22 protein-coding genes, 1 tRNA gene and 1 pseudogene are annotated in these 23289 nt (G+C 62.5%); 10 read left to right on the forward strand and 14 right to left on the reverse strand.

Annotation, left to right across the window (positions count from 1 at the left end):
- Window positions 1-17: 17 nt before the first annotated feature.
- The 4 genes from F3J19_RS20235 to F3J19_RS20250 form a co-directional block, all read right to left on the reverse strand.
- On the reverse strand, window positions 18-815 hold the full coding sequence (locus tag F3J19_RS20235; RefSeq protein ID WP_167045005.1) for a UDP-2,3-diacylglucosamine diphosphatase: 798 nt from the start codon (window positions 813-815) through the stop codon (window positions 18-20).
- A 59-nt stretch (window positions 816-874) separates the two neighbouring features.
- Window positions 875-1369 (reverse strand): peptidylprolyl isomerase, encoded by a 495-nt coding sequence (locus tag F3J19_RS20240; RefSeq protein WP_167045008.1) that lies wholly within the window; start codon window positions 1367-1369, stop codon window positions 875-877.
- Window positions 1370-1453: 84 nt separating this feature from the next.
- A complete protein-coding gene (locus tag F3J19_RS20245; protein ID WP_167045011.1) occupies window positions 1454-2047 on the reverse strand; it encodes a peptidylprolyl isomerase in 594 nt (197 codons plus the stop codon).
- 58 nt (window positions 2048-2105) lie between these two features.
- The gene (locus F3J19_RS20250) at window positions 2106-2897 is read right to left on the reverse strand and encodes a tetratricopeptide repeat protein (RefSeq protein ID WP_167045014.1); all 792 of its coding nucleotides are present in this window, start codon (window positions 2895-2897) and stop codon (window positions 2106-2108) included.
- A 248-nt stretch (window positions 2898-3145) separates the two neighbouring features.
- Between F3J19_RS20250 and cysS the strand changes: the two genes are divergently transcribed.
- From cysS to F3J19_RS20280, 6 genes are all read left to right on the forward strand, one after another.
- Window positions 3146-4543 (forward strand): cysteine--tRNA ligase, encoded by a 1398-nt coding sequence (gene cysS, locus F3J19_RS20255; RefSeq protein ID WP_167045017.1) that lies wholly within the window; start codon window positions 3146-3148, stop codon window positions 4541-4543.
- 47 nt (window positions 4544-4590) lie between these two features.
- Entirely contained in the window at window positions 4591-5730 is a 1140-nt protein-coding gene (locus tag F3J19_RS20260) for a DNA-3-methyladenine glycosylase (protein WP_167045020.1), read from the forward strand.
- 128 nt (window positions 5731-5858) lie between these two features.
- Window positions 5859-6830 (forward strand): acetyl-CoA carboxylase carboxyltransferase subunit alpha, encoded by a 972-nt coding sequence (locus F3J19_RS20265; RefSeq protein ID WP_167045024.1) that lies wholly within the window; start codon window positions 5859-5861, stop codon window positions 6828-6830.
- Between the two features lie 68 nt (window positions 6831-6898).
- On the forward strand, window positions 6899-8425 hold the full coding sequence (tilS, locus tag F3J19_RS20270; RefSeq protein WP_167045027.1) for a tRNA lysidine(34) synthetase TilS: 1527 nt from the start codon (window positions 6899-6901) through the stop codon (window positions 8423-8425).
- A 432-nt stretch (window positions 8426-8857) separates the two neighbouring features.
- Complete coding sequence (locus F3J19_RS20275; RefSeq protein WP_167045030.1) at window positions 8858-10108, forward strand: aspartate kinase; 1251 nt, start codon at window positions 8858-8860, stop codon at window positions 10106-10108.
- 178 nt (window positions 10109-10286) lie between these two features.
- Window positions 10287-10380, forward strand: a tRNA-Ser gene (locus F3J19_RS20280).
- Between the two features lie 647 nt (window positions 10381-11027).
- On the opposite strand, the gene F3J19_RS20285 is transcribed toward F3J19_RS20280, so the two are convergent.
- Window positions 11028-11966, reverse strand: a complete 939-nt coding sequence (locus F3J19_RS20285; RefSeq protein WP_167045368.1) for a LysR family transcriptional regulator — start codon at window positions 11964-11966, stop codon at window positions 11028-11030.
- Between the two features lie 97 nt (window positions 11967-12063).
- Between F3J19_RS20285 and F3J19_RS20290 the strand changes: the two genes are divergently transcribed.
- Window positions 12064-13077, forward strand: coding sequence for a zinc-binding alcohol dehydrogenase family protein (locus F3J19_RS20290; RefSeq protein ID WP_167045033.1), 1014 nt, complete (start codon window positions 12064-12066; stop codon window positions 13075-13077).
- Window positions 13078-13101: 24 nt separating this feature from the next.
- On the forward strand, window positions 13102-13527 hold the full coding sequence (locus F3J19_RS20295) for a heme-binding protein (protein WP_167045036.1): 426 nt from the start codon (window positions 13102-13104) through the stop codon (window positions 13525-13527).
- Window positions 13528-13920: 393 nt separating this feature from the next.
- Here the strand turns inward: F3J19_RS20295 and F3J19_RS20300 are convergent, their stop codons facing one another.
- Complete coding sequence (locus tag F3J19_RS20300) at window positions 13921-15360, reverse strand: MFS transporter (protein ID WP_167045039.1); 1440 nt, start codon at window positions 15358-15360, stop codon at window positions 13921-13923.
- A gap of 64 nt (window positions 15361-15424) precedes the next feature.
- Window positions 15425-16507: pseudogene (locus F3J19_RS20305) on the reverse strand (CaiB/BaiF CoA-transferase family protein); the annotation flags it as partial.
- Window positions 16508-17302: 795 nt separating this feature from the next.
- Between F3J19_RS20305 and F3J19_RS20310 the strand changes: the two are divergent.
- Window positions 17303-17719 (forward strand): nuclear transport factor 2 family protein, encoded by a 417-nt coding sequence (locus F3J19_RS20310; protein ID WP_167045045.1) that lies wholly within the window; start codon window positions 17303-17305, stop codon window positions 17717-17719.
- A 72-nt stretch (window positions 17720-17791) separates the two neighbouring features.
- Complete coding sequence (locus tag F3J19_RS20315; protein ID WP_167045048.1) at window positions 17792-18046, forward strand: hypothetical protein; 255 nt, start codon at window positions 17792-17794, stop codon at window positions 18044-18046.
- 1 nt (window position 18047) lies between these two features.
- On the opposite strand, the gene F3J19_RS20320 is transcribed toward F3J19_RS20315, so the two are convergent.
- The 7 genes from F3J19_RS20320 to F3J19_RS20350 all read right to left on the reverse strand — a co-directional run bounded on the left by F3J19_RS20320 (window position 18048) and on the right by F3J19_RS20350 (window position 23067).
- Entirely contained in the window at window positions 18048-18341 is a 294-nt protein-coding gene (locus F3J19_RS20320; protein WP_167045051.1) for a contact-dependent growth inhibition system immunity protein, read from the reverse strand.
- 7 nt (window positions 18342-18348) lie between these two features.
- A complete protein-coding gene (locus tag F3J19_RS20325; RefSeq protein WP_167045054.1) occupies window positions 18349-19185 on the reverse strand; it encodes an RNase A-like domain-containing protein in 837 nt (278 codons plus the stop codon).
- Between the two features lie 677 nt (window positions 19186-19862).
- On the reverse strand, window positions 19863-20312 hold the full coding sequence (locus F3J19_RS20330) for a hypothetical protein (protein ID WP_167045057.1): 450 nt from the start codon (window positions 20310-20312) through the stop codon (window positions 19863-19865).
- A 104-nt stretch (window positions 20313-20416) separates the two neighbouring features.
- The gene (locus F3J19_RS20335) at window positions 20417-20722 is read right to left on the reverse strand and encodes a hypothetical protein (RefSeq protein ID WP_167045060.1); all 306 of its coding nucleotides are present in this window, start codon (window positions 20720-20722) and stop codon (window positions 20417-20419) included.
- 315 nt (window positions 20723-21037) lie between these two features.
- The gene (locus tag F3J19_RS20340; RefSeq protein WP_167045063.1) at window positions 21038-21454 is read right to left on the reverse strand and encodes a biopolymer transporter ExbD; all 417 of its coding nucleotides are present in this window, start codon (window positions 21452-21454) and stop codon (window positions 21038-21040) included.
- 18 nt (window positions 21455-21472) lie between these two features.
- Window positions 21473-22204, reverse strand: a complete 732-nt coding sequence (locus F3J19_RS20345; protein ID WP_167045066.1) for a MotA/TolQ/ExbB proton channel family protein — start codon at window positions 22202-22204, stop codon at window positions 21473-21475.
- 26 nt (window positions 22205-22230) lie between these two features.
- Complete coding sequence (locus F3J19_RS20350; RefSeq protein ID WP_240159108.1) at window positions 22231-23067, reverse strand: TonB family protein; 837 nt, start codon at window positions 23065-23067, stop codon at window positions 22231-22233.
- Window positions 23068-23289: the final 222 nt, after the last annotated feature.

A 23289-nucleotide genomic window follows, 5' to 3' on the forward strand; every position in this document is an offset into this window, starting at 1 on the left:
TCTGCAACATCGCCGTTTCAATCGAGCGGCAACGCTCGAATCCCGTCGCCATCGATCCGCAGATACCCGCCGCGGCGCGGGCCGTGATCGAGGTCCCAATCCGGCAGAACCCAGCGCGTGCCGCCCGGCTCGCGATGCCGCGCGGGCCGGTGCGTATGCCCATGAATCATCGTCGTCGTTTTCGACGTCTTGAAGAGCGCGGCGACACCTTTGGGCGTCACGTCATACTTGACCGATACCGGCCGCAGCCGGCCATGCTCGCTCTTGGCGCGCATGTTTTCGGCGAGCTTGCGCCGCCAGCGGAACGGCCACGCGAGAAACAGCATCTGCGCGACATGATTGCGCGCGAAACGCCTGAACAGTTGATAGCCGCGATCCGCGGTGCAGAGGCGATCGCCGTGCGCGAGCGCAACGCGCAGGCCGAACGCGGTAATCACGAACGGATCGGGCAGCCAGATCGCGCCGGCCGCTTTCATGAAGCGCTTGCCGAGCAGGAAGTCGCGGTTGCCGTGCATGATGTAGAGCGCGATGCCGCGCTCCGACAGCGTGTGCAGCAAGGCCGTCATGCGCGCGACGAACGGCTCGCCGAGCATGTCGTCGCCGACCCAGTATTCGAACAGGTCGCCGAGAATGAACACCGAGTCCGCCTCCTGGGCGGTCACGCGGATGAAGTGCTCGAACGCGGCGACCGTGTGCGGGATCGCCTCGCTCAGATGCAGATCGGAGATAAAGAAAAACGGGCGTGCGGCGTGCGGGCGTTGGCCCTCGCCAGGCACGCCCGCGGCGACGCTTCGCAGCGGCGTCTCTTGCAGCATTGAAGGTGCCTGATTTCAGTTCAAACGAGTCGATGCCTGAGTGTGATGTCGGCGGCGTTTCAGCCGACCACCACGGCCTTCTCGATCACCACGTCGTCGACCGGCACGTCCTGGTGGAAGCCCTTCGAACCGGTCTTGACCTTCTTGATCTTCTCGACCACGTCCATGCCGTCGACGACCTTGCCGAACACCGCGTAGCCCCAGCCTTGCGGCGTCGGCGACGAGTGGTTCAGGAAGTCGTTGTCGTTCACGTTGATGAAGAATTGCGCGGTCGCCGAATGCGGGTCGTTCGTGCGTGCCATCGCGATCGAGCCGCTGACGTTCTTCAGGCCGTTGTTCGCTTCGTTGTTGATCGGCTCGGCCGTCGGCTTTTGCTTCATGCCGGGTTCGAAGCCGCCGCCCTGGATCATGAAGCCGTCGATCACGCGGTGGAACACCGTGTTGTCGTAGTGGCCGGCCTTCACGTAGTTGAGGAAGTTCTCGACTGACTTGGGCGCTTTTTCAGCGTCGAGTTCGAGTTTGATGACGCCGTGGTTCGTATGCAGTTCAACCATGATGGAATCCTTTGATGAACGGGTTGGAAAAAAGGCGCGGCATGTCGTCAGGCATTGACGCGAGGCCGTGCCGGGGCGTGTGGATTACTTGCTCACGACGGTAGCCGACTGGATCACGACCGGCTTTTGCGGCACGTTGCTCATCGGGCCGCGCGTGGTGGTGGGCGTGGCTTCGATGCGCTTCACGACGTCCATGCCGCTCGTGACCTTGCCGAACACCGCGTAGCCGTTGCCGTCCGGATTCGGGTAGTCGAGATTGGCGTTGTCCACCGTGTTGATGAAGAACTGCGCCGTGGCCGAATTCGGATCGCTCGTGCGCGCCATCGCGATCGTGCCCGTGGTGTTCTTCAGGCCGTTACGGCTTTCGAGCGGAATCGGCGCGCGCGTCGGCTTCTCGGCGAAGCTCTGCGTATAGCCGCCGCCCTGAATCATGAAGCCCGGAATCACGCGATGAAAGATCGTGCCGCTGTACTGCCCGGCCTTCACGTAGTCGAGAAAATTCGCGACCGTTTTCGGCGCTTTCTCGGGATACAGCTCGACGCGGATGTCGCCTTCCGACGTCTTGAGCAGAACGGACGGATGCGCGGCTTGCGCGCCGGCCGGCGACCCGGACTGCGCGAAGACAGGGGCGTTGGCGATCAGGGCGGCGCTGCCGAGCGCCAACATCAACCATTTCATGAAGATCCTCGAGGTTGGAGAAAACGGGCTGCCGGCAGCGAGCCGGTGTTAGCCGGTGTCAGTGCGACGGCGCCATGTACGGCGGCATGGCGAGCGAGCCGTTCGCGCCGCCGAACTGGAAGCTCGGCGTTTGCGTCATGTTCGAGGTGGCGCGCGCGGTGTAGTCGTCAGGCAGCGTGGCGGCGGCCGGCTGCGCCGACTTGCGCGCGGCGGGCGGCGTGATGATCTTCTGGATGTCGGCGAGACGCTGCGTGGTCGTCGCGCTCGCCTTGCCGAGGCCCTGCGCGCGGCGATACGCTTCATTGGCCATGCGCAGATAGACGTCGCCGAGGTTCTCGTAGGCGAGGCCGTAGTTCGGATTGACCTGGACGGCCGTTTCGAGCGCGGCGCGCGCCTCGCTCAGGCGGCCGTGTTTCGCGTACAGCGTGGCGAGGTTGTTGTACGGCTCGGGAAGCTCGGGGTAGAGCTGCGTGAGTTCGATGAACGCGGTGATCGCTTCGTCGTCGCGGCCGAGATGCGCAAGCACCGTGCCGCGTTTGAACCTGGCCTGCGCGTCGTGCGGATTCGAGGCGATGCGCGCATCGAGCTGGGTCAGCGCGGCTTGCCAGTTTTTCTGCTCGATCGAGGTGTCGATTTCCGGCGTGTTGTCGCGCACGGCAGGGCCTTGCGGCATGACCGCGGCCTTCTGCGCATAGGCGCTTGCGAGCGGCACGACGGCGAGCGCCGCAGCCACCGTGACACGCAACGCGAGAGTGCGCGCCGCTTCGAAAGTCGCACCGCCGACAACGCCGCCAAACGTAGACGCGGCGAGGGTCGCAGCGCTGCGCGCGCGGCCGCTGGAGTGTTTCATAGGCTCAGGTCTGGATGTTATACTCCGAGCCATTCTAACAAAAGGTCTGCGCGTTCCGTCGAACCGCCGACTGTCTTTTCGCCACTCGTGGCCGTCTCCGCCTGGTTCGCAGTCTCGTCTGCAGCCTGACCGCCGCACGAGGTGCGCCGGTTTTAGCTGTATGCGACGCACCCGTTGTCCTGTTCGTTCACGGGTCGCGGCGCGCAGAAGCACAATGCGGACTTCTTTCGGCCCACGCACCGCTCTCTATGGAATCTCTGCGCATCTACAACACGCTCGCGCGTGACAAGCAAACTTTCGTGCCGCTGCAGCCGGGCGTCGTGCGGATGTACGTCTGCGGGATGACCGTGTACGACTATTGTCACGTCGGTCATGCGCGGGTCATGGTCGTGTTCGACATCGTGCAGCGCTGGTTGCGCACGCTCGGCTACGACGTGACTTACGTGCGCAATATCACCGACATCGACGACAAGATCATCCGCCGCGCCGTCGAGAACGGCGAGACCATCAAGTCGCTGACCGATCGCTTCATTGCCGCGCTGCACGAAGACGCGGACGCGCTCGGCATCGCGCGTCCCGACATCGAACCGCGCGCGACCGACTTCATTCCGCAGATGCTCGGCATGATCGAGAGGCTTGAGGCGAACGGCTACGCCTACCAGGCGAGCGACGGCGACGTCAACTATGCGGTGCGCAAATTCGCGGGCTACGGCAAGCTTTCGGGCAAGTCGCTCGAAGACCTGCGCGCGGGCGAACGCGTTGCGGCCAACGACGCGAAGGAAGACCCGCTCGACTTCGTGCTGTGGAAGCAGGCGAAGCCGGAAGAACCCGCCGACACCGGCTGGGATTCGAAGTACGGGCGCGGCCGTCCGGGCTGGCATATCGAATGTTCGGCGATGGGCTGCACGCTGCTCGGCGCACAGTTCGATATTCACGGCGGCGGCCAGGACCTGCAGTTTCCGCACCATGAAAACGAGATCGCGCAAAGCGAGGGCGCGACCGGACAAAGGTTCGTCAATTACTGGATGCACAACGGCTACGTGCAGATCGACAATGAGAAGATGTCGAAGTCGTTGAACAATTTTTTTACGATTCGCGAGGTGCTCGCGCAGTACGATGCGGAGGTGGTGCGCTTCTTCATCGCGCGTGCGCATTACCGCTCGCCGCTGAATTACAGCGACGTGCATATCGACGACGCACGCAACGCACTCGCGCGTTTGTACACCGCGTTGAAAGACGTCGCGCCGGATGCGGCGGCGCTCGACTGGAGCGAAGCGCATGCGCAGCGTTTCCAGGCGGCCATGAACGACGACTTCAACACGCCGGTGGCGGTATCGGTGCTGTTCGAACTGGCAACGGAAGTGAATCGCACGCGCGAGCCCGCGCTGGCCCGCCAATTGCGAGCGCTGGGCGCGGTGCTCGGGCTGCTCGGGCGCGAGCCGCGTGCATACCTGCAGCAGGCAGCGGGTGCTGCAGCCGACGGCGCGCTCGAACCCGCCGCGATCGAAGCGAAGATCGCCGCGCGCGTAGCGGCCAAGCAGGCAAAGGACTATGCGGCAGCAGACCGGATCCGGGCCGAGTTGCTCGAGGCCGGTGTTGCCCTTGAAGACAAACCCGGCGGGTTGACCGAGTGGCGGCGCGTGTGAGCGCACCTCGTACTTCCCTCTGATCGACTCGCCAGGCAGGAGGCAGGATGGCAACGGCCACGAAGGCGCCGGCTAAACGGTCTGCGTCTCAAACCAGTGCGGCAGCGTCGGCTGCCGCCGCCAAGCCGGCGCGCACGCCGGCTCGCGCGGGTAGCGGCGCGGTAGAGAAAGCGTCGTCGAAAGCGGGCGCAGCGGCGGCGAAAAGCGGCAGCGCTGCCGCGAGCGGCGCGGCGAAGAAGAGCGCGGCGAAACGCGCGCTCAATGGCGCGACCGATGTGGGGCGGGCGGGCGACGCCGCGCAGGCGCCCGCCGCGAAGCGCGCGAAGACTGCACGCGAGACCGCCCGCACGAAGGGCAATGGCGCGTTGCCGGCCAAACTCGCCGCCGACCTCGCCGGTGGCGCGCAGGAACTCGCGCGCGACACGGGCGCGGGCGAAGTCGTGCGCAAGACACGCGCGTCGGCGGCCGCGGCGAGCGCAGCCAGTGCCAACGGCGAAGCGGCCGGCGCCGGCGCGCTCGCGAGCGAAGTCGCGGTGCCGGTGCAGATCGGCGGTCTCGCGCCCGAAGTCACGCGCCCTGCGTATTGGGACAAGGCATGCGCGGACCTCGTCAAGCGCGATCGCATTCTCAAGAAGCTGATTCCGAAGTTCGGCCCCGTGCATCTGTTGAGCCGCGGCGATCCGTTCGTCACGCTCGCGCGCTCGGTGGTCGGCCAGCAGATTTCGGTTGCGGCCGCGCAGGCCGTGTGGGCGAGAGTCGAAGCCGCGTGTCCGAAGCTCGTGCCGCAGCAGTTCCTCAAGCTCGGTCCCGAAAAGCTGACCGCGTGCGGTCTGTCCAAGCGCAAGGCCGAGTACGTGCTCGATCTCGCGCAGCATTTCGTGTCGGGCGCGTTGCACGTCGGCAAATGGACCTCGATGGACGACGAAGCGGTGATCGCCGAACTCACGCAGATTCGCGGCATCGGCCGCTGGACCGCGGAGATGTTCCTGATCTTCAACCTGTCGCGTCCCGACGTGCTGCCGCTCGACGACCTCGGCCTGATCCGCGCGATTAGCGTCAACTATTTCAGCGGCGAACCGGTCACGCGCAGCGAGGCGCGCGAGGTTGCCGCGAACTGGGAGCCGTGGCGCACTGTCGCGACCTGGTATATGTGGCGTAGTCTCGATCCGTTGCCGGTCGACTACTGAGAAAACAGGAAACGAGGCCGCGTTTCAAAGACTATCGCACAGGCGATATCGATAGTTGCGAAAAGGCTTTGACATCGGCGCGCGCGGTTAGAATACGCGCTGCCCGGCAAGTCCAAGGATTACAACCAATGAAGACCACGTTTCTGGATTTCGAACAGCCGATCGCTGAACTCGAAGCGAAGATCGAAGAATTGCGCTTCGTGCAGGACGACTCGGCCGTCGATATTTCGGAAGAGATCGAGCGGCTGTCCAAGAAGAGCCAGCAGCTCACCAAAGATCTGTACGCGAACCTCACACCGTGGCAGGTTTCGCAAATCGCCCGTCATCCGCAGCGCCCGTACACGTTCGACTACGTGAGCGAGCTGTTCACCGACTTCCATGAACTGCATGGCGACCGCAGCTTCGCGGACGACCTCTCGATCGTCGGCGGCCTTGCGCGTTTCAACGGCCACGCCTGCATGGTGATTGGTCATCAGAAGGGCCGCGACACCAAGGAGCGCGCGCTGCGCAACTTCGGCATGCCGCGTCCGGAAGGCTATCGCAAGGCCGAGCGCCTGATGCGCCTCGCCGAGAAATTCGGCCTGCCGATCTTTACGTTCATCGACACGCCGGGCGCGTATCCCGGCATCGGCGCGGAAGAGCGCGGCCAGTCCGAAGCGATCGGCCGCAATCTGTACGTGATGGCCGAACTGAAGACGCCGCTGATCGCGACGATCATCGGCGAAGGCGGCTCGGGCGGCGCGCTCGCGATCGCGGTGGCCGACAGCGTGCTGATGCTGCAGTTCTCGACCTACTCGGTGATTTCGCCGGAAGGCTGTGCGTCGATCCTGTGGAAGAGTGCCGCCAAGGCGCCGGAAGCGGCCGAAGCGCTGGGCCTGACCGCGCATCGCCTGAAGGCGCTGGGGCTGATCGACAAGATCGTCAACGAGCCGCTCGGCGGCGCGCATCGCGATCCGAAGGGCATGGCCGCGATGCTGCGCCGTGCGCTTGCCGATTCGCTGCGCCAGTTCCAGGGCATGAGCACCCACGACCTGCGCGAACGCCGTTTCGAACGGCTGATGGCGTACGGCAAATTCAAGGAAACGACGCCGGGCGCCTAAGCCCGCGCGCGTTGGCCTGCTTCTTTCGTCAACCTTTTTCGTCCACCGGCGCTTCCCGCGCTCACGACGTGACCACTACCGCCGACTCATCCGCCGAGCGCCTCGTGATCGAGGCGCTCGGCGCGGCGCTGTCCGCGCTTGATGGGCGTGAGGTGTCCCATGCAGCGGACGTATCCCATGGCCGCGCGCGCATCGCCGTCGCATTCAGCGGCGGCGTCGATTCGAGCGTGCTGCTCGATGCGGCAGTGCGCGTCGCGGGTGCGTCGCGGGTGGTCGCATTGCATGTGCATCACGGATTGAGCCCTCGCGCCGATGCATGGCTTGCGCACTGCGAGACGTTTGCGCACGAACGCGGTGTCGAATTCGAAGCACAGCGTGTCGAGGTATCGCGCACGCGGGGCGTGAGCATCGAAGCCGCCGCGCGCGATACGCGTTATCGCGCGCTCGATGCGATGTGCGCGGCGCGTGGCATTCGCACGCTATGGCTCGCGCAGCATGCCGATGACCAGGCCGAGACCGTGTTGCTGCAGTTGCTGCGCGGTGCGGGGCTGGCGGGACTGGCGGCGATGGCGCCGGAGTTTCTGCCGTCGAACGCCGTGGCGACGCGCGTGCGGCCGTTGCTGCATCTGCTGCGCGCGCAGATCGAGCGCTACGCAAGCGCGCGCGGGCTGCGCTGGATCGACGACGAATCGAATGCCGACACGCGTTATGCGCGCAATGCGTTGCGCCATGAAGTGACGCCGGCGCTCGCGGTCCACTTTCCCGGCTTTCGTGACGCGCTGGCCCGCACGGCCGCGCACGCGGCTTCGGCGCAGCGTCTGCTCGATACGCTCGCGCGCATCGACATGGAAACGGCTTCGCGCGACGAGGGACGCGCGCTTGCACAGCACGCGCTGCTCGCACTCGACGACGAGCGCGCGCTGAACTTGTTGCGCTACTGGATGCGCGCGCTCGGTTTCGTCGCGGCATCGAGCGCGCGGCTTGTCGATGCGCTGCGTCAGTTGCGCGAAGCCGGTGCGGGCGAGGACGGGCATCGTCTGCGTGTCGATCATGCGGGGCATGCGTTGCGCAGCTATCGCGGGGTCGTCTACTGGGAAGCGGGCGACAGCAGCGAGCCCGCCGACGAAACCGCGCTCGTCGAGCGCGAGGTCAGCGAACTCGTGTGGCAGGGGCAGGAAGTCTGGTATTTGCCGCAGTGGCGCGGCACCTTCGTGTTCGCCTTGCTGGATGCCACCGCCGATGACGTCACCGCCAACGCCAACGCTTCGAACAACTCAGCCTCGAATAAGCACGTCGAATCCGCGGACATCGTTTCCATCGCCGTGCTTCAGCGCGCTTCGCTCAGCGCGCGGGCGCGCTGCGGCGGAGAGCGTATGCGCATGGGTTCGCCCGCGGCACCCAGCCGAACGCTGAAGAACCTGTTCCAGGAGCGCGGTATTCCCGCATGGAAGCGCGACGTGCCGCTGCTTTACGTCGGCGATGAACTGCTGTTCGTGCCGCACATCGGCGTGAATCGCGCGATCTTGGGCGAAGCTGTGTCTGCGGACGAGGCGCGCGTGCGGATCATCTGGCGCGAAGACCTGCTGATTGCCTGAGCGGTTGGACGATCGCGCGATGGGTGCACGTTGGGTTCGCGAGGGGGCTGCGATTCACGCACGCAAAAGACGAAGTGGTGAAATAGGGCGTAAATCCACGCAAAACAGGCTCCTGCAAGCCCGATTCGACGCATTTGAACGGTCCTCGTCGCTTGTCTTTTTGCGCCTAATCAGGTACTTTAGCTTGTTTGCCCGACCCGATTTCACCGTCGCTTTTGTCGCTGTCACCGGTTTGCGAGCGTGATCCGTCGTTGCCGTCCAGTTCCGACCCGCCATTAGCGATCTCATTCCCGGGCAAATCCGCGCGTGCTGCACGCGCGCTGCATCTACGCCGCCATACACTTGCCGCCGTTCACGAGACGTCGCCCCTGTGCTTTCTGTGCGGTCGTCTCCAGCGCGCCAGCGCGGTTTCTCTTCCAGTTCAGAACGACAATGGCACTCATCGTACATAAATACGGCGGCACCTCGATGGGCTCGGTCGAGCGCATCAAGAACGTCGCCAGGCGCGTCGCGAAATGGCACAAGGCCGGCCACAAGATGGTCGTCGTGCCGTCGGCAATGTCCGGCGAAACCAACCGCTTGCTCGGCCTCGCGAAAGAAATCACGACTCAGGCGAGCCCGCGCGAACTCGACATGATCGCCGCCACGGGCGAGCAGGTCAGCTCGGGTCTGCTCGCGATCGCGCTGCAGGAAGCCGGCGTCGACGCGGTCAGCTATGCAGGCTGGCAGGTGCCGGTCAAGACCGATAGCGCGTTCACGAAGGCGCGCATCAGCGAAATCGACGGCGAGCGCGTGCTGCGCGACCTCGAAGCGGGCAAGGTGGTGGTGATCACCGGCTTCCAGGGTATCGATCCCGAAGGCAATATCACGACGCTCGGCCGCGGCGGCTCGGACACCTCGGCGGTCGCGGTGGCGGCCGCGCTGAAGGCCGACGAGTGCCTGATTTATACCGACGTCGACGGCGTGTACACGACCGACCCGCGCGTGGTCGAAGAAGCGCGCCGGCTCGATCGCGTGACGTTCGAAGAAATGCTGGAAATGGCCAGCCTGGGTTCGAAGGTGCTGCAGATCCGCTCGGTGGAATTCGCCGGCAAATATCAGGTGAAGACGCGCGTGCTGTCGAGCCTGACCGATCCGCTGATGCCGCTCGGCGACGAAATGAAGTCGGGCACCCTGATTACTTTTGAAGAAGACGAGACCATGGAAAAAGCAGTCATCTCGGGCATCGCGTTCCAGCGCGACGAAGCTCGTATCGCCGTGATGGGGGTGCCGGACAAGCCGGGCATCGCGTATCAGATTCTCGGCCCGGTGGCGGACGCGAATATCGACGTCGACATGATCATCCAGAACCAGAGCGTCGACGGCAAGACGGCGTTCACGTTCACGGTCGGCCGCGGCGACTACCAGCGCGCGATCGACATTCTCAGCAACCAGGTGAAGGCGCATGTGCAGGCCGAGCAGGTGCTGGGCGACCCGAAGGTGTCGAAGGTGTCGGTGGTCGGCGTGGGGATGCGCTCGCACGTCGGCATCGCGAGCAAGATGTTCCGCACGCTGTCGGAAGAGGGCATCAACATCCAGATGATCTCGACGTCCGAAATCAAGATTTCGGTGCTGATCGACGAAAAGTATATGGAGCTCGCGGTGCGCGCGCTGCATAAGGCGTTCGAACTGGATCAGGCGTAAATTGCGGAAATAGCGGGGCGCGGAAGCGCCCCGTTTGTTTTGTGCCGCCGATGTGAACAGATTATGTCGCTCATCTCGCTGCTGGCACAAAAAATGTTCTCCAGACATTGACCTTATCGGCACGGCCCGCTATTATCTTGGCTTCGTCGCACTGACTCCCTGTGCGACAGAAAGTTTGGGAGACGTGGCCGAGAGGTCGAAGGCACTCCCCTGCTAAGGGAGCATCTGGGCCAAAACCTGGATCGAGGGTTCGAATCCCTCCGTCTCCGCCAGAAATGGCGGCGAAACCCCGTAAGTTTTAGGACTTACGGGGTTTTTGTTTTCTGGCCTTCATTTTTACCCATAGATGGTCTGGGCTTGCCTGTCCTCATCGACAACGGCTTTCACTGGCGAAGCGGCTCAATCATGGATCGAGTCAGGCGCGAGCGCAGTGGGCCGTCTCCTTGCCTGATAGCAATGCGATGGGACTTCCTCACTGTGTGCCATTGCGCGATACCGCCTGCGAGCTCGTGAAGAAGGCGATGCAGACAGCAAAATACGGCTATCTTTTTCCGGGCGACAAAAAAAGGGCGCTCCGCTATCGAATATGGCGATGGTGGAGTTGCTTGATGGTATGGGTTATACCGACATCACGGTCCACGGTTTTCGCTCCACGTTTCAGGATTGGGCCGAGGAATATGGTGAGTATCCGGAGGTACTTGCCGACAAGGCGATCGCTCACAAGACGCTAACAAGGCGCGGTGTGCATACCAGAGAGGAGACATGCATCTTTGCCGACGCAAATAGATCATCGATCCGGAGCGTATGGGTAGCCGCTTCGTGACTTCGTAACAGACTGGGCACAATCGGCCAGCAGACGACCTTCGCGGGCACCGAGGTTCGGACATCCAGACGTCCGTTGCGTCCTGAAGGCGGCCGTCTAAATCGCGAGTACAGCCCGAGTGCTCCCCGATGGATGGCTGGCAAGCAATGCAGCGCAGCGCTCCCGCAAGAAAGCATGCAACGCGTCAATCGCCGGCGACAGTTGCGCACGGTGTGCACAAATCAGGTGTAGGGGCGCCGGCTCGCAATACTCAGGGGGAAATAGCTGCACCAGTCGACCTGCCTTCAGATCGTCGATGAGGTCTAGCCGCGACTTGTAGACAAGACCTTCCCCAGCTACCGCCCAGCGACGGACTGCATCGGCATCGTCGCTGATGCGATTGCCTGTGACGGCCACGGTGCGCTCGCCGCCAGGCGGGGTAAAGCGCCAGCGTTCATGTATCTGCTCGCTCCAGACGTACCGAAGGCAGTTGTGTCGCCGCAGATCCTCAATTTTGGCCGGTGCGCCATGCCGTTCGAGGTATGACGGCGCGGCACACAATGCGCGTCGATTGTCGTCGACCAGTTTCATGGCCAGAAGAGACGAATCCGGCAGCGCTCCGTAGCGCACGACTGCGTCCAGCGGCTGGCGGATCAGGTCGGCCGCACGGTCGCTTATTTTCACGTGCAGCGATATACCAGGGTGCCGGTGCTGAAATTCATCCAGCCACGGTAACAGCAGGTTTCGACCAAAGTCAGACGGCGCGGACAGCCGCAGCGGCCCGGACAGCGCCCCCCGGCCGTTGGCGAGAGCCTGCTGGCCTTGCTCCAGCGCGCCAATCATGACGCGCGCATGCGGCAGGTAACGCTCCCCGGCCTCCGAGAGTTGCATGCTGCGCGTGGACCGCGTGAACAGGCGCGTGTCCAATGCCTTTTCGAGCCGCTGAACTGACGCACTCGCATGGGCGGGCGCGATATTCAGCTGGCGTGCCGCCTCAGAGAAGCTGCCGTAATCCACCGTGTGCACGAAGATCTGAACGTCATCGAGTCGAATCATTTTCATTGAAATGCCGAAATTGTTTGGGCTCGGCGGGTATTTATCTGTATATCGGCGAAAGATAACATGGTCTCAATCATCCTTGGAGACCACGTTTATGAAAGCCATCGGCTTCTATCAGAACCATCCCATCAGCCACCCGCAGGCGCTGCAGGATATCGAGCTACCGACGCCGGAACTGCGCGACTACGATCTGCTGGTCGAAGTGAAGGCGGTATCGGTCAACCCGGTCGATACCAAAATCCGGCGCGGCGGAGATATTCCGGAAGGCGGTGCGCGCATCGCCGGCTGGGACGCGGCGGGAATCGTCCGCGCGACCGGTCCGCTGGTCACCCGCTTCAAGGCAGGCGACCGTGTCTGGTACGCGGGTGACATCAAGCGGCCCGGCAGCAACAGCGAACTGCACGCCGTAGACGAACGCATCGTCGGACCCATGCCGACCTCACTGGACTTCGCCGCGTCCGCGTCGTTGCCGCTGACGACCATCACTGCGTGGGAGCTGCTGTTCGACCGTCTGCGTGTTCAGACCGCGGACCCGACCGACAACAACGTGCTGCTCGTCATTGGAGCGGCGGGCGGCGTCGGCTCGATTCTGACCCAACTGGCGCGCGAGTTGACCGGCATGACCGTCATCGGCACGGCCTCGCGGCCCGAAACCCGCGAGTGGGTGCTGGCCCATGGCGCACATTACGTCCTCGATCATCATCAGGACTGGGCACCCCAATTGGCCGCCCTCGGCATCGAGCACGTTAGCCACGTCGCCGGGCTGAACAACAGCGCCACCTATGTACCGCAAATTGCCGCCGTGCTGCGCCCGGAAGGCCAGTTTGCACTCATCGACGACCCGGCGGGTCTGGACATCGGGCCGTTCAAGGGGAAATCCATCTCGATTCACTGGGAGCTGATGTTCACCCGCGCGATGTTCACCACCGACACCCTCGCACGGCAACACGCCTTGCTGCGCCGCGCGGCGGAGCTGGTCGATCTGGGCCGCCTCAAGCACACGCTGACCCGACGCATTGACGGCATCAACGCTGCAGGTCTGATCGAGGCGCATGCGCTGGTCGAGGCGGGCAACATGATCGGCAAGGTCGTCGTCGCCAATCGCTGAACCCTTCTGACAACGAGCATAAACATGACATCGCAAATCATCAGCACGACAACGATCAGCCTGGAAGCTGCGCAGGCATTACTGGCAGAAGCGCGACGCGCCTGCGCCGCGCGCGGGTTTGCCGCGACAATCGCCGTGACCGATGCCGGAGGTCACCTGCGCGCTTTCGAGCGCGCGGATACCGCCCCGTTCCTTACCGTCGACGTTGCTATCGACAAGGCATGGACGGCCGCGTCGTTCGGTATGGCCACGCACCAATGGAATCAGTACATGGCCGAGCCCACCGTTGCCCCGCTGGCGCACCATCCGCGCCTGACGCCGGTCGGCGGTGGCGTACCGATCTTCCACGAAGGGCGTCTGGTGGGGGGCATCGGTGTTTCTGGCGGAACATCGGTTCAAGACCACGAGGCAGCTGAGGAAGCGCTGCGTCACGCAGGGTTTGAGCAATAAGCCTGGAGTGTTGAGCGATCGCCTTGCCGTCAATCGACAAACGTCCACAAAAGCGGAACGGTTGCTCGTGAGGGACCGGCCTGGACGGCCGGATCATGCCGATAACTGCCGTTGAAGCTCTGGCGGCTCGAACGGCGGCTTAGGGGCGCGAAGACCCATTCATTGACAGTGAGAAGTGCCATTCGCCGACGCTGGTTTGCGAATGGCAGCAAACCAATCTGCAGCCGACGCACCATTCCTGTCGCCGAACATCGGCTATGGCCGAGTTTGAGATATTCGCCATCCTAAGCGTATGTCCGTCGTATCCCGGACCCGGACGTTGCAGCATTTGCGGTTCCAGGCAACGGCCCACGGATCTCGAGAACAGCGAACGGCCTATGCTCTGCGATCCGGTCAATGATTCAGTTCTTCCAGACGCATGCCATTGGTGCGCGGACCGAATAGTCCAATCGACAGCGCGACCACCAGCATGCAACCCGTGATGCCTGCGAATACGCCCACCACGCCAAAATCGCGCAGCAGCGCCGCGATAAAGAAGCCCGAGAACATGGCACCGATGCGACTCGCCGAGTAGACGAGCCCGTTTGCGCGGCAGCGGATCGCCGTCGGAAACAGCTCGGCCTGGTAGGCGTGGTAGCACACCGAGATCGTCTGTCCTGCGAAGCTGATCAACACGCCCAGCGCGATCAGCAACGGCACCTCGCGCGTCTGCGCGAACGCGATCCCGCACGCGATCACGACCAGCGCGCCGCCGACGATCAGCCACTTTCGCTGGATGCGATCGGCGTAGAGCATCGACAGCAGCGGCCCGAGCGGCAACGCGAACGCAATGATGAACGAATAGAGCAGACTCTTCGTGACCGTGATGCCCTGACCGATCAGCAGCGTCGGCACCCAGTTCGCGAAGCCGTAATAGCCGATCGCCTGACAGAGGTTGAACACGACGAGCATCAGAAAACGCGATCGATACGGCGGCTGCAGCAGTTCGGCGAACGACGCGTGGCGATGCCCGGGCTGCTCGACGACGGGCAGCGGCGGCGGCAACGGTTTGCGCGACTGCTGCGTCACGATCGTCTCGATCCGCGCGACAATCTTTTCGGCGCGTTGCGGCTGTCCATGCGATGCAAGCCAGCGCGGACTTTCCGGCACCGTGCGCCGGATGAACCACACGACGAGCGCGCCCGCCGATCCTGCCAGCACGACGATCCGCCAGCCGTCGATGCCGGACAGGGTGGTCGGTACGAGCCAGTACGACAGGATCGCGGCAATCGGCGCGGCGGTGAACATCACCATCTGGTTGAACGCCATCGCGCGGCCCCGCATATGTTGCGGCACGAGTTCGGTCACGTAACTGTCGATCGTGATGATCTCGACGCCGACGCCGATACCGGTCACGAAGCGCCAGAACAGCATCGCTTCGGGCGAGGTCTGGAAGGCCATGATCGCCGAGCCGATCGAATACCAGAGTAGCGAGACGGTAAACACGCTGCGCCGGCCGAAGCGGTCCGGCAGCCAGCCGAAGCAGAACGTGCCGACGAAGAGTCCGGAGAAGGTCGCGGCGATGAAGCCCGCGATGCCGTTCCAGCCGAACAGTGTGTGCGTGGTGGTCGCGAGCACGCCGCTTTTCGCCATGCCGGGCGCGATGTAGCCGATGAAGATCAGATCGTAGATCTCGAAGAAGCCGCCGAGCGAGATCAGTAGTACGAGCATCCACAGATGCCGCGTGACCGGCAGGCGATCCATGCGCGCCGAGATTTCCGCGCCGGGCTGAACGCCGACGCGAACGGCCGGCGGAACGTGCGGGATGGCGCCCGCGGGAACGGTCTGCTGCATGGTGTCTCCTGATGTTATAAGCGATGGCATGTCTGACGAATGCATCACGGATGCGCTCATGCGCTTATGCGCTCGCGCGCGCCTTCAGCCGCGACAGAATCTCCTGCGTGTGTTCGCCGACTCGCGCGAGCGCCTGACGCACGCCCGGCCGGCGGCCACCTAGCGTGATCGGCAGCAGCACGACGTCGGTGGTGCCGCCATCGTCGGTTTGCATCGGCACGAGACCGCCGCTCGCCTTCAGATGCGGATCGTCCATCAACTGGTCGGGACGCACGATCGGCGCGTACGGAATGCCGGCCGCTTCAAGCTTCGGCGCAAGCTCGTCGACGCGGTGATCCTTCAGGATCGCGCCGAGACAGGCGAGCAGTTCGGGACGCACGGCCACGCGCAATGCGTTGTCGGCGAAGCGCGGTTCCTGCGCGAGTTGCGGGCATTGCAGCACGTCGCACAGCGTGACGAACTGCTTGTCGCTGACCGCGCCGATGAACAGCTGCTCACCGTGCGCCAGCGTGAACACGTCGTAGACGCTCCACGCCGACACGCGCGACGGCATTGGCGGCGGCGGCTCGCCGGTCATCGCGAACTGCTGCATGTGCTGCGACGACAGAAACACGCAGTTCTCGAACAGCGCGCTCTGCACTTCCTGGCCGCGCCCCGTCGATTCGCGTTCGCGCAGCGCCGCCAGTACGCCGATCGCGCCAAACATGCCGCCCATGATGTCGTTCACCGACGTACCCGCACGCAGCGGCCGGCCGGCGGGACCGGTCATGTAGGAGAGACCGCCCATCATCTGCACGACTTCGTCGAGCGCGAGGCGCTTCTCGTACGGCCCCGGCAAAAAGCCCTTGTGCGACACATAGATCAGCCGCGAATTGCACGCCGACAGCGTGTCGTAGTCGAGCCCCATCCTGTGCATCAGACCGGGACGGAAGTTTTCGATCATCACGTCGCAGGTCCCGGCCAGATCGGCTGCGGTTTCGCGGCCTTCCGGCGTGCCGAGATCGATGACGACGCTTTTCTTGCTTCGATTGAACGAGCGGAAAAAGCCGATCCCGAGGCCCGGCAGCTTGCGCGTCCTGTCGCCGTCGGGCGGCTCGATCTTGATCACTTCGGCGCCGAGATCGGCGAGGATCATGCCGCACGTCGGTCGGGTCAGAATTCAATCGGCGTTGACAGGCAATCGCTACTGCGCCCGCCTTGATTTTCATGCATGGCCCAAACGAGGGCGTGCAGCAAAGTGTTAGTGTCGGCGGGGTGTTCGGGGAGATTCAATACGCAGGCCCGTATGGTGATCGATGACGTGCTGTGGACTACACGAGTTCGATGCCGTCGATGTCAACCAACCTTGTCAGTGTGTGGTGTCTACGCGTTACCAATTTTCCTCACGCCTGTAATCACGTGGCTTTCTATATGGTTCTCATTATTCTTAGTCACTGTTTTGCCGCGCCTCTCTTCGCTGGGCAATATTTTAGTGTCTGGACCGGTTTCCTTTTTGCGATGGGGATGTTTCTATTTGCAATGGCAGTTTTGAGTTGAACAGGAAGAAGATTGAAGTTGGCGGAGAGAGGTAGTCACAAGATCAAGTAATGTATTGCATTAAAAGTTTTTCGATAGTGATTTGCATCGTGGTGAGAAAATAATGCTAAAACATACCAATATGCTGCTCACGTTGTGAGTTCAGGCCGTATTGCTACGATTGCAACTTAACATGCGCCGCCCACGCTTCCATCATCGGGCGGCGCTGTTCCAGTAGGTGTAGGCCGCTTCAACCTTGTTCGTGACGGTATGCGCAAGCGAGGTCGCGCGCATACCCGCGCCGCAAGCAATCGCTGCTCGCGGCGTGGCGCATCGCCCGGGCTGACATGGCGACCGCGCCCTGCTGACAGAATCTGACAGGCCTCATCGCTATGATCGAAGCTCGACATTGACAAGGAGACCAGCGATGAGCCATTCCGATTTCGGTTCATTCTTCGCGTTTCGGATCAGGGCTGTGGAAGCCCATGTCAGCGGCGATCCCGCACCGCTCGACCGACTCATGCCCAAGGTCGGCGACGCGAGTCTTCACATCCTGCGCGGTGACAGCGTGTTCGGCGTGGCCGAGATTGGCGCACGCTACATCAGCGACGTAGCCGTATTCGAGGCCGGCGGCAAGAGCCGCTTCGAGGTTCTGCAGCAGTCGGTGGACGACGAGTTGGCGTTCTGGACGGGCTATCAGATTGCGGCCGTCCGGTTGTCGGGGAGGGGGCATCCGATAGAGAGGCGGATTCGTGTCACTGATGTGTTCCGTCGGGTGGATGGCGCGGGAAAGCTGGTGCATCGGCATGCCGACGTTCCGCAGGCGCTTGGCGTGGGAAGCTGACGTCGCGGGGTATGGCCTGAAGAGCTCAACCTGCATCACAAGATAGGGCCGATTCCGTACGAGCGGATGAGGATGGGTTTTCCTTACCACTTCGACAAGACGTTCAGGCCACCTGACTTCGAGCAGTTCGATTCGTTCGGAATGAGCCCCGGCCTCGCTGACGCTGATGTCGGCGAGGCCGGCCGTGAACGACTGGAATTCGAGAGCCGCTTCCTGGTACCGCTGAATCAAGTCTTTCTGGGGAGCGAATCCAGCTTTTCCGCGGATATCGTCGCGTGTTCGGGGGGAATGTGGCATCGAACCACCCTTCGCACGGGCAAAAATTAGATTACTCGCTCAGTAGGCGCTTCAGTTCGTCAAGGAATGACGCAGTCGTGTAACCCCATGGTTCGGGATCGACATAGAGACCATATATTGCATCAAAATTTTCATTCAGATTGCCGGAATGGTCTGATTTAAAACGATCAATCTCTTCCATAACTAATTTATGAAGGGCTTTGTCGCTCTCTTTTTTGAAGCACGAGACAATTTCCGGTACGTTGTCGCCCCATAAGTCAAAATCTTCATTGAAATAGCTATGAATCAAAAAATCCAGATTTGGGTAGGCCGATTCGGTTTTCACAGTAAGCTCAGGGCGTCAGGTAAGCGGTAAGGATGTAGTATGGCATGCCGTTATATTCCTTTCGTATCAAAAACATTTGAACCTTGCTCAAACTTACCATCTCCCCGGTCCTACGAATAACCCCATACCCTACCTTCTTGCCCGCATCGCCAGTTAATTCCAGTCGAACAGAACCAGTATGAGTTCTCGCCCAAGTCGTGATACGGGCCGCGTTGGCTTGCATGATCCTGGAAATAGCCCACTCTGCCGTTTGCAAATCAGTAAACGGCGAAACGACCTGTCGCCTGGGTTCACGCACCAATCTCTCCCGCAACTGTGCCTCAGTGCGCCCTACGTGCTTCTCGAATGTATGTCCGCCAATCCGGCTACCCGGCTTTGCTTCGTGCTTCATCAATCTGATCCGGCCCATCGTGATCTCGGACGCACGCACGGCCTTGATCGATCCGGCTACACCTGCCGACACAGCGATATCAATCGATAACCCGATATTGTTCGCCATGTCGGGACTGACTTTCACCGCTTCGGCCAGCTTTGCCGTGCCCCGCGATGTCAACGTAGCCGTATCCTGGCCTGTCCAGACCTGCCGCAAGCCAGCCGCTGCCGTATCCGAACCATGCACGCCGAACGCGATACATCCTGCCTTGCTCGCCATGGTCGGTTCCGGCAGCACGCAGAGCGTCCCGGCTCCGACCATTTCCAGCACGCCACCGACGATCTGAAGACCGCCCCAGATCCGGTTGAACGACATTTCCGACTGACTGATCGACTGGCGAGCCAGTATCGCGGCCAACTGTGGCGAACTGAGCGCGATGCGCACGCCGTCCGAATCCTGTTGATCCGACATTCCGAATTCCTCTGCAATTGTTTGGGCTACCAATCTGGCAACCGACCACAGGGGTAGGGAATGAGCGAAGGATGATTTCTACTTCCAACGGACAACGAAACGTTAACAAGTGCTTCCTCTGAAGTGCACGCCGTGGTGCGTGTGAACAGAGGGGATAATGCTGATTCAATCCAGCAAAGCCGGCGTTTTGTGGTGCCGTCAGTCAGTGTGCAGATAGGCTTCGCTCACGCCTTCATCATCGGGCGGAACTGTGCCGGCAAGTCAGTGCCGTGATAGAGCGCTTCACTCTTATATGCAACCGTGTGCACGGTTGCCGGCTCTGCAAGATCAAGATCGCGCGCAGTACCTTGCTCGCAGGCACAATCGCGAAACTAGCTCTTAAAACCGTATACGGTTGCCAACGCGCCCCGGCGTATCGCTAGCCGGGGCCGTCGATGTGCCGGGAGCAGGGCGCTTCCAGCAGCGGCAAATACGCATGACGTACATGGCCGTATCTCGGCGGGAGTGAGTTCCTCGCCATCTTTCCGCAGTACTGCGGATGCGACTGAGCGGATGCATAAGTCACGTAACAGCCGAGCAGGTTCGGCACGAACGCGCGGGTTTTATCTTGTACAGAGCACCGCGCGCCGCATCAACTGCTTCAATCGACACCCACGTTAACCGCAATGGATGCGTTGTTACTCGCTCTGTGCCGGCCGTCCCGTCTTGACGGCATCAAGTGCCGAAATTGCGGCAAGCAGCCGTTTCGATGAAGCCGACTCGAGCAATTGCAATCCCGCGCGCAGCAGTTCACTCTTCTTGACCGCGACGCCGGCATCGAGGCATTTCCGCTTGAGCAGGGCGATTCGCTCATAGTCGGCCTTGGGCATCGTGAAGCTGTCGCGAACGACCTTGTCTTTCTTCGCATGCCTGACTTTGCTCTTTCCGCCGGCGTCCTGAGCAGGCGCTGCGGCTGCGGAACGAGTCGGTGCGGCAGCGTTGCTTGCCTTGGATTTCTCGGCCTTGGTCTTGCTGGCGCGGACGGTTTTCGCGGGTGCGGCCGCTTCGGGTTGTTCCTTTGCCGCATCGGTCGACTTAGGGAAATGAAACGTCTTCTTTGTAGATTTGCGTGCAGTGACTGTGGCCATATTGGGCTCCTGGTTGAAAACGATATAAACAGTATATACGGTTTATATCGGTCCGTTGCCAGATTCATGGTGTTTTACGCGCGCCGGCATGGCTGGCGCGTGGCTCAGCGTCTCAGCCGGTATCCGGCGTGTCTCTTGACGAATTCATGGAAGTGGCGATTGCCGATCGCGCTCGCCCAGGCATTGACCCAGTCGGTTGCGATCGCTCTTTCTACTGCGGAATCCGCGCGCATGAGGCGAACGGTCGCGATGCGCAGGCGCAAGAGCGCGTATTCCTTCTTCGTACATTCCCTACGCGAAACGGACGTGTCTTCACGCATCGCAGGCAAGCAAAAGATTCGAAAGAAATTCGGCGGCGTAGAACCGGGTTCGCACACATCGATCTTGTGAGCATAGTAGAGTGGCGACATACCTGTCCAGGTGGGGTTTTCGCGAAGCGCGGCGACCGGTTGAATCCGCAGTCGGCTTCGGTCGTTCGATCACGAATGCGCGAGGCGCTAAACCAGGAGCACTGGCAGTCTTGAGACTGTCTCCGGTGTTGCCACGTTATCGCGCGATACGTCGAAGCGTGTCGTGTTCAACGCATGCCGGCCGTCGAGAAATGCAATGCCGAACTCGCATCCACCAGGCCGCGAATCATAAGGTAAGCGAAGAAACCGCTGGAAGCCCGAGCGCCAGTTCAGGCGCGAGCGCAAACCTCGAAAGACGTTGCACCGCGCAGCGGTCTAGCGTTTCGGCTCGGTAACGAAGCCGATTCTGGTCAGGCCACCCGCATAAGCGGCGGACATCACCTGTGCCACGGATTCGTAGGCGGCCTTGCGATCCGCACTGAGATGCAGTTCCGGCAGCGGATTCCCGCGTGCGGCAGCGGCGATCTTCTCGCGCAGCGCAGCGGGTCCGACCGGCTGGCCGTTCCATAACACGGTGCCGTCGGCCTCGATCGATACCTCGATCTGCGCCGCCTTCGTGTCTTCCTGGCGGCTGCTGGCGTGCGGCAGTTCGATGTTCACCGCGTGGCGTAGCGTGGGGATCGTCACCATGAAGACGATCAGCAGCACCAGCATCACGTCGACGAGCGGCGTCATGTTGATGTCGGCCATCAGGCCGTCGTCTTCGTCGTCGGTAAAAGCGGCGAGTGCCATTTCCGTACCTGGCGGGGATCAGTCGTTGACGGTGGCGAGCCGCAGGCCGGCGCCCTGTTCCGAGGCCGGCAGGCTCGGGTCGCTCACGCAGTACGCGTGAAGCCCATGCGCGAACCGCTTCAGCTTTCCGGCGAGCGCCTTGTTGGCGCGTGTCAGCGCGTTGTAACCCAGCACGGCGGGAATCGCGACAAAGAGGCCGAACGCCGTCATGATCAGCGCCTCGCCGACCGGGCCCGCGACCCGGTCGATCGACGACTCGCCCGCCATGCCGATCGCCAGCAGCGCGTGATAGATACCCCATACCGTACCGAGCAGCCCGACGAACGGCGCGGTACTGCCGACCGACGCGAGGATCGAGAGTCCGCTCTGCAGATGGGCGATGCTTTCGTCCATCGTGTCTTTCAGGCAGCGCGTGATCCAGTCCGACACGTCCACGCGCTCGCGCTGAAGCGGCTGCATCCGGCGATGATGCTCGGCCGCTTCCTTGCCCGCTAGTGCGAGCGCGAGAAACGGATTGGCGCGCAGCATTGCCGCACGGTTTTCCGCCGGCTTCGCGCTGTCAGTAAAGGCATCCAGATGTCGGGTGGCCTGTTCGACGCTGCGGGCCAGCCGCTTGAGCCGGATCACGTTCCAGCCTTTGACGATCATCACGCTCCATGAGAGCACGGACATGACCAGCAGTGCGAGCGCGATGCCGCGCGTCACGAAATCGCCGGCTGTCAGGAAGTGCGCAATACCGTAGTTCTGCATAATAGATTCCTCGTTGAATATCCGCGCTAGTCGTTCAGCGCGAATACGAAAGGAACGGACGTCGGCACACGGCGCGGCGTGCCGTTCTCGAGATAGGGCCGGCAGCTGCTGTCGCGCACGGCGGCCAGCGCCGCTTCGTCGAGACGGCTGTGTCCGCTGCTGCTTTTCAGTTCCACGGACTCAGGCTGGCCCGTCAAGCCCACGATGAACTTCACCGTCACGGAGCCCGATTCGCCGCGTTTGCGCGACAGTTCCGGGTAGGGCGGCTGGGCAATGCCGCAGTGCAGATGCGAGATATCCTGCGGGGCATCGAGGGCCATCGTGGGGCGGCCCGGGCTCGCGTCGGGCGGCGAAGAGGGCGGCGCCGGCGGGGCGGATGCCGCGGCGGCTGGGGTCGCGGCTGGCGATGGCGTGGCCGCGGCCGCTGTCGTCGCAGCGGGCTCGGCCGCGGCAAGCCTGCCTGGTGAGGGTGTCACGGGTTCATGCGTCGGCGTTGCCGGATGATTCGTTTTACTGATGGTTCTCGGGGTTATGGGCGGTGCCTTGGGCTTCGCCGTCTCGACGGGAACCGCACGCTGCGGGGGCGAGGCAGGGTGCGAAACAGGGGGCGACTGCACGACCGCGGACGCGGTCATCGGCGCGGGCGGCAACAGTTCGGCGGTGATCGTGCGCGGCTCAGCCAACAACGGCATGGGTTCGTCGCGATGGTTCAGCACTGCCGCGAGCAGCACCACATGAATGCCGACAGCCACGACGACGGCGCTCGTTGCCCGGACGTTCAGCCGCCCGGGCAATGCCGGTGCGCGGACCGAATAAAGGGGATGCGAAATCTGCATGCTGTGGACCCGATTCAGGCGATTCATTCAGACGAACCTTCGCCCCGGCAATCCGGTGCGAACCTAGGCACATCGCTTGACGCAAATTCAAGGTACTCAGGATCAGGAACAGCAGGAAGCGGGCATCGGTCATCGCCATGCGCCTATCGGCATGCCGGCTCGTGGCGAGGCGCCGATGGCAGCGGGCGGCAGTCCCGAAAGACCGCCGCCCGCCGCTACCCGTTACCGCGTACCCGGCGCGTCGGGGTC

Source organism: Burkholderia sp. Ax-1724, assembly GCF_011752995.1.
Taxonomy (GTDB): Bacteria; Pseudomonadota; Gammaproteobacteria; order Burkholderiales; family Burkholderiaceae; genus Paraburkholderia.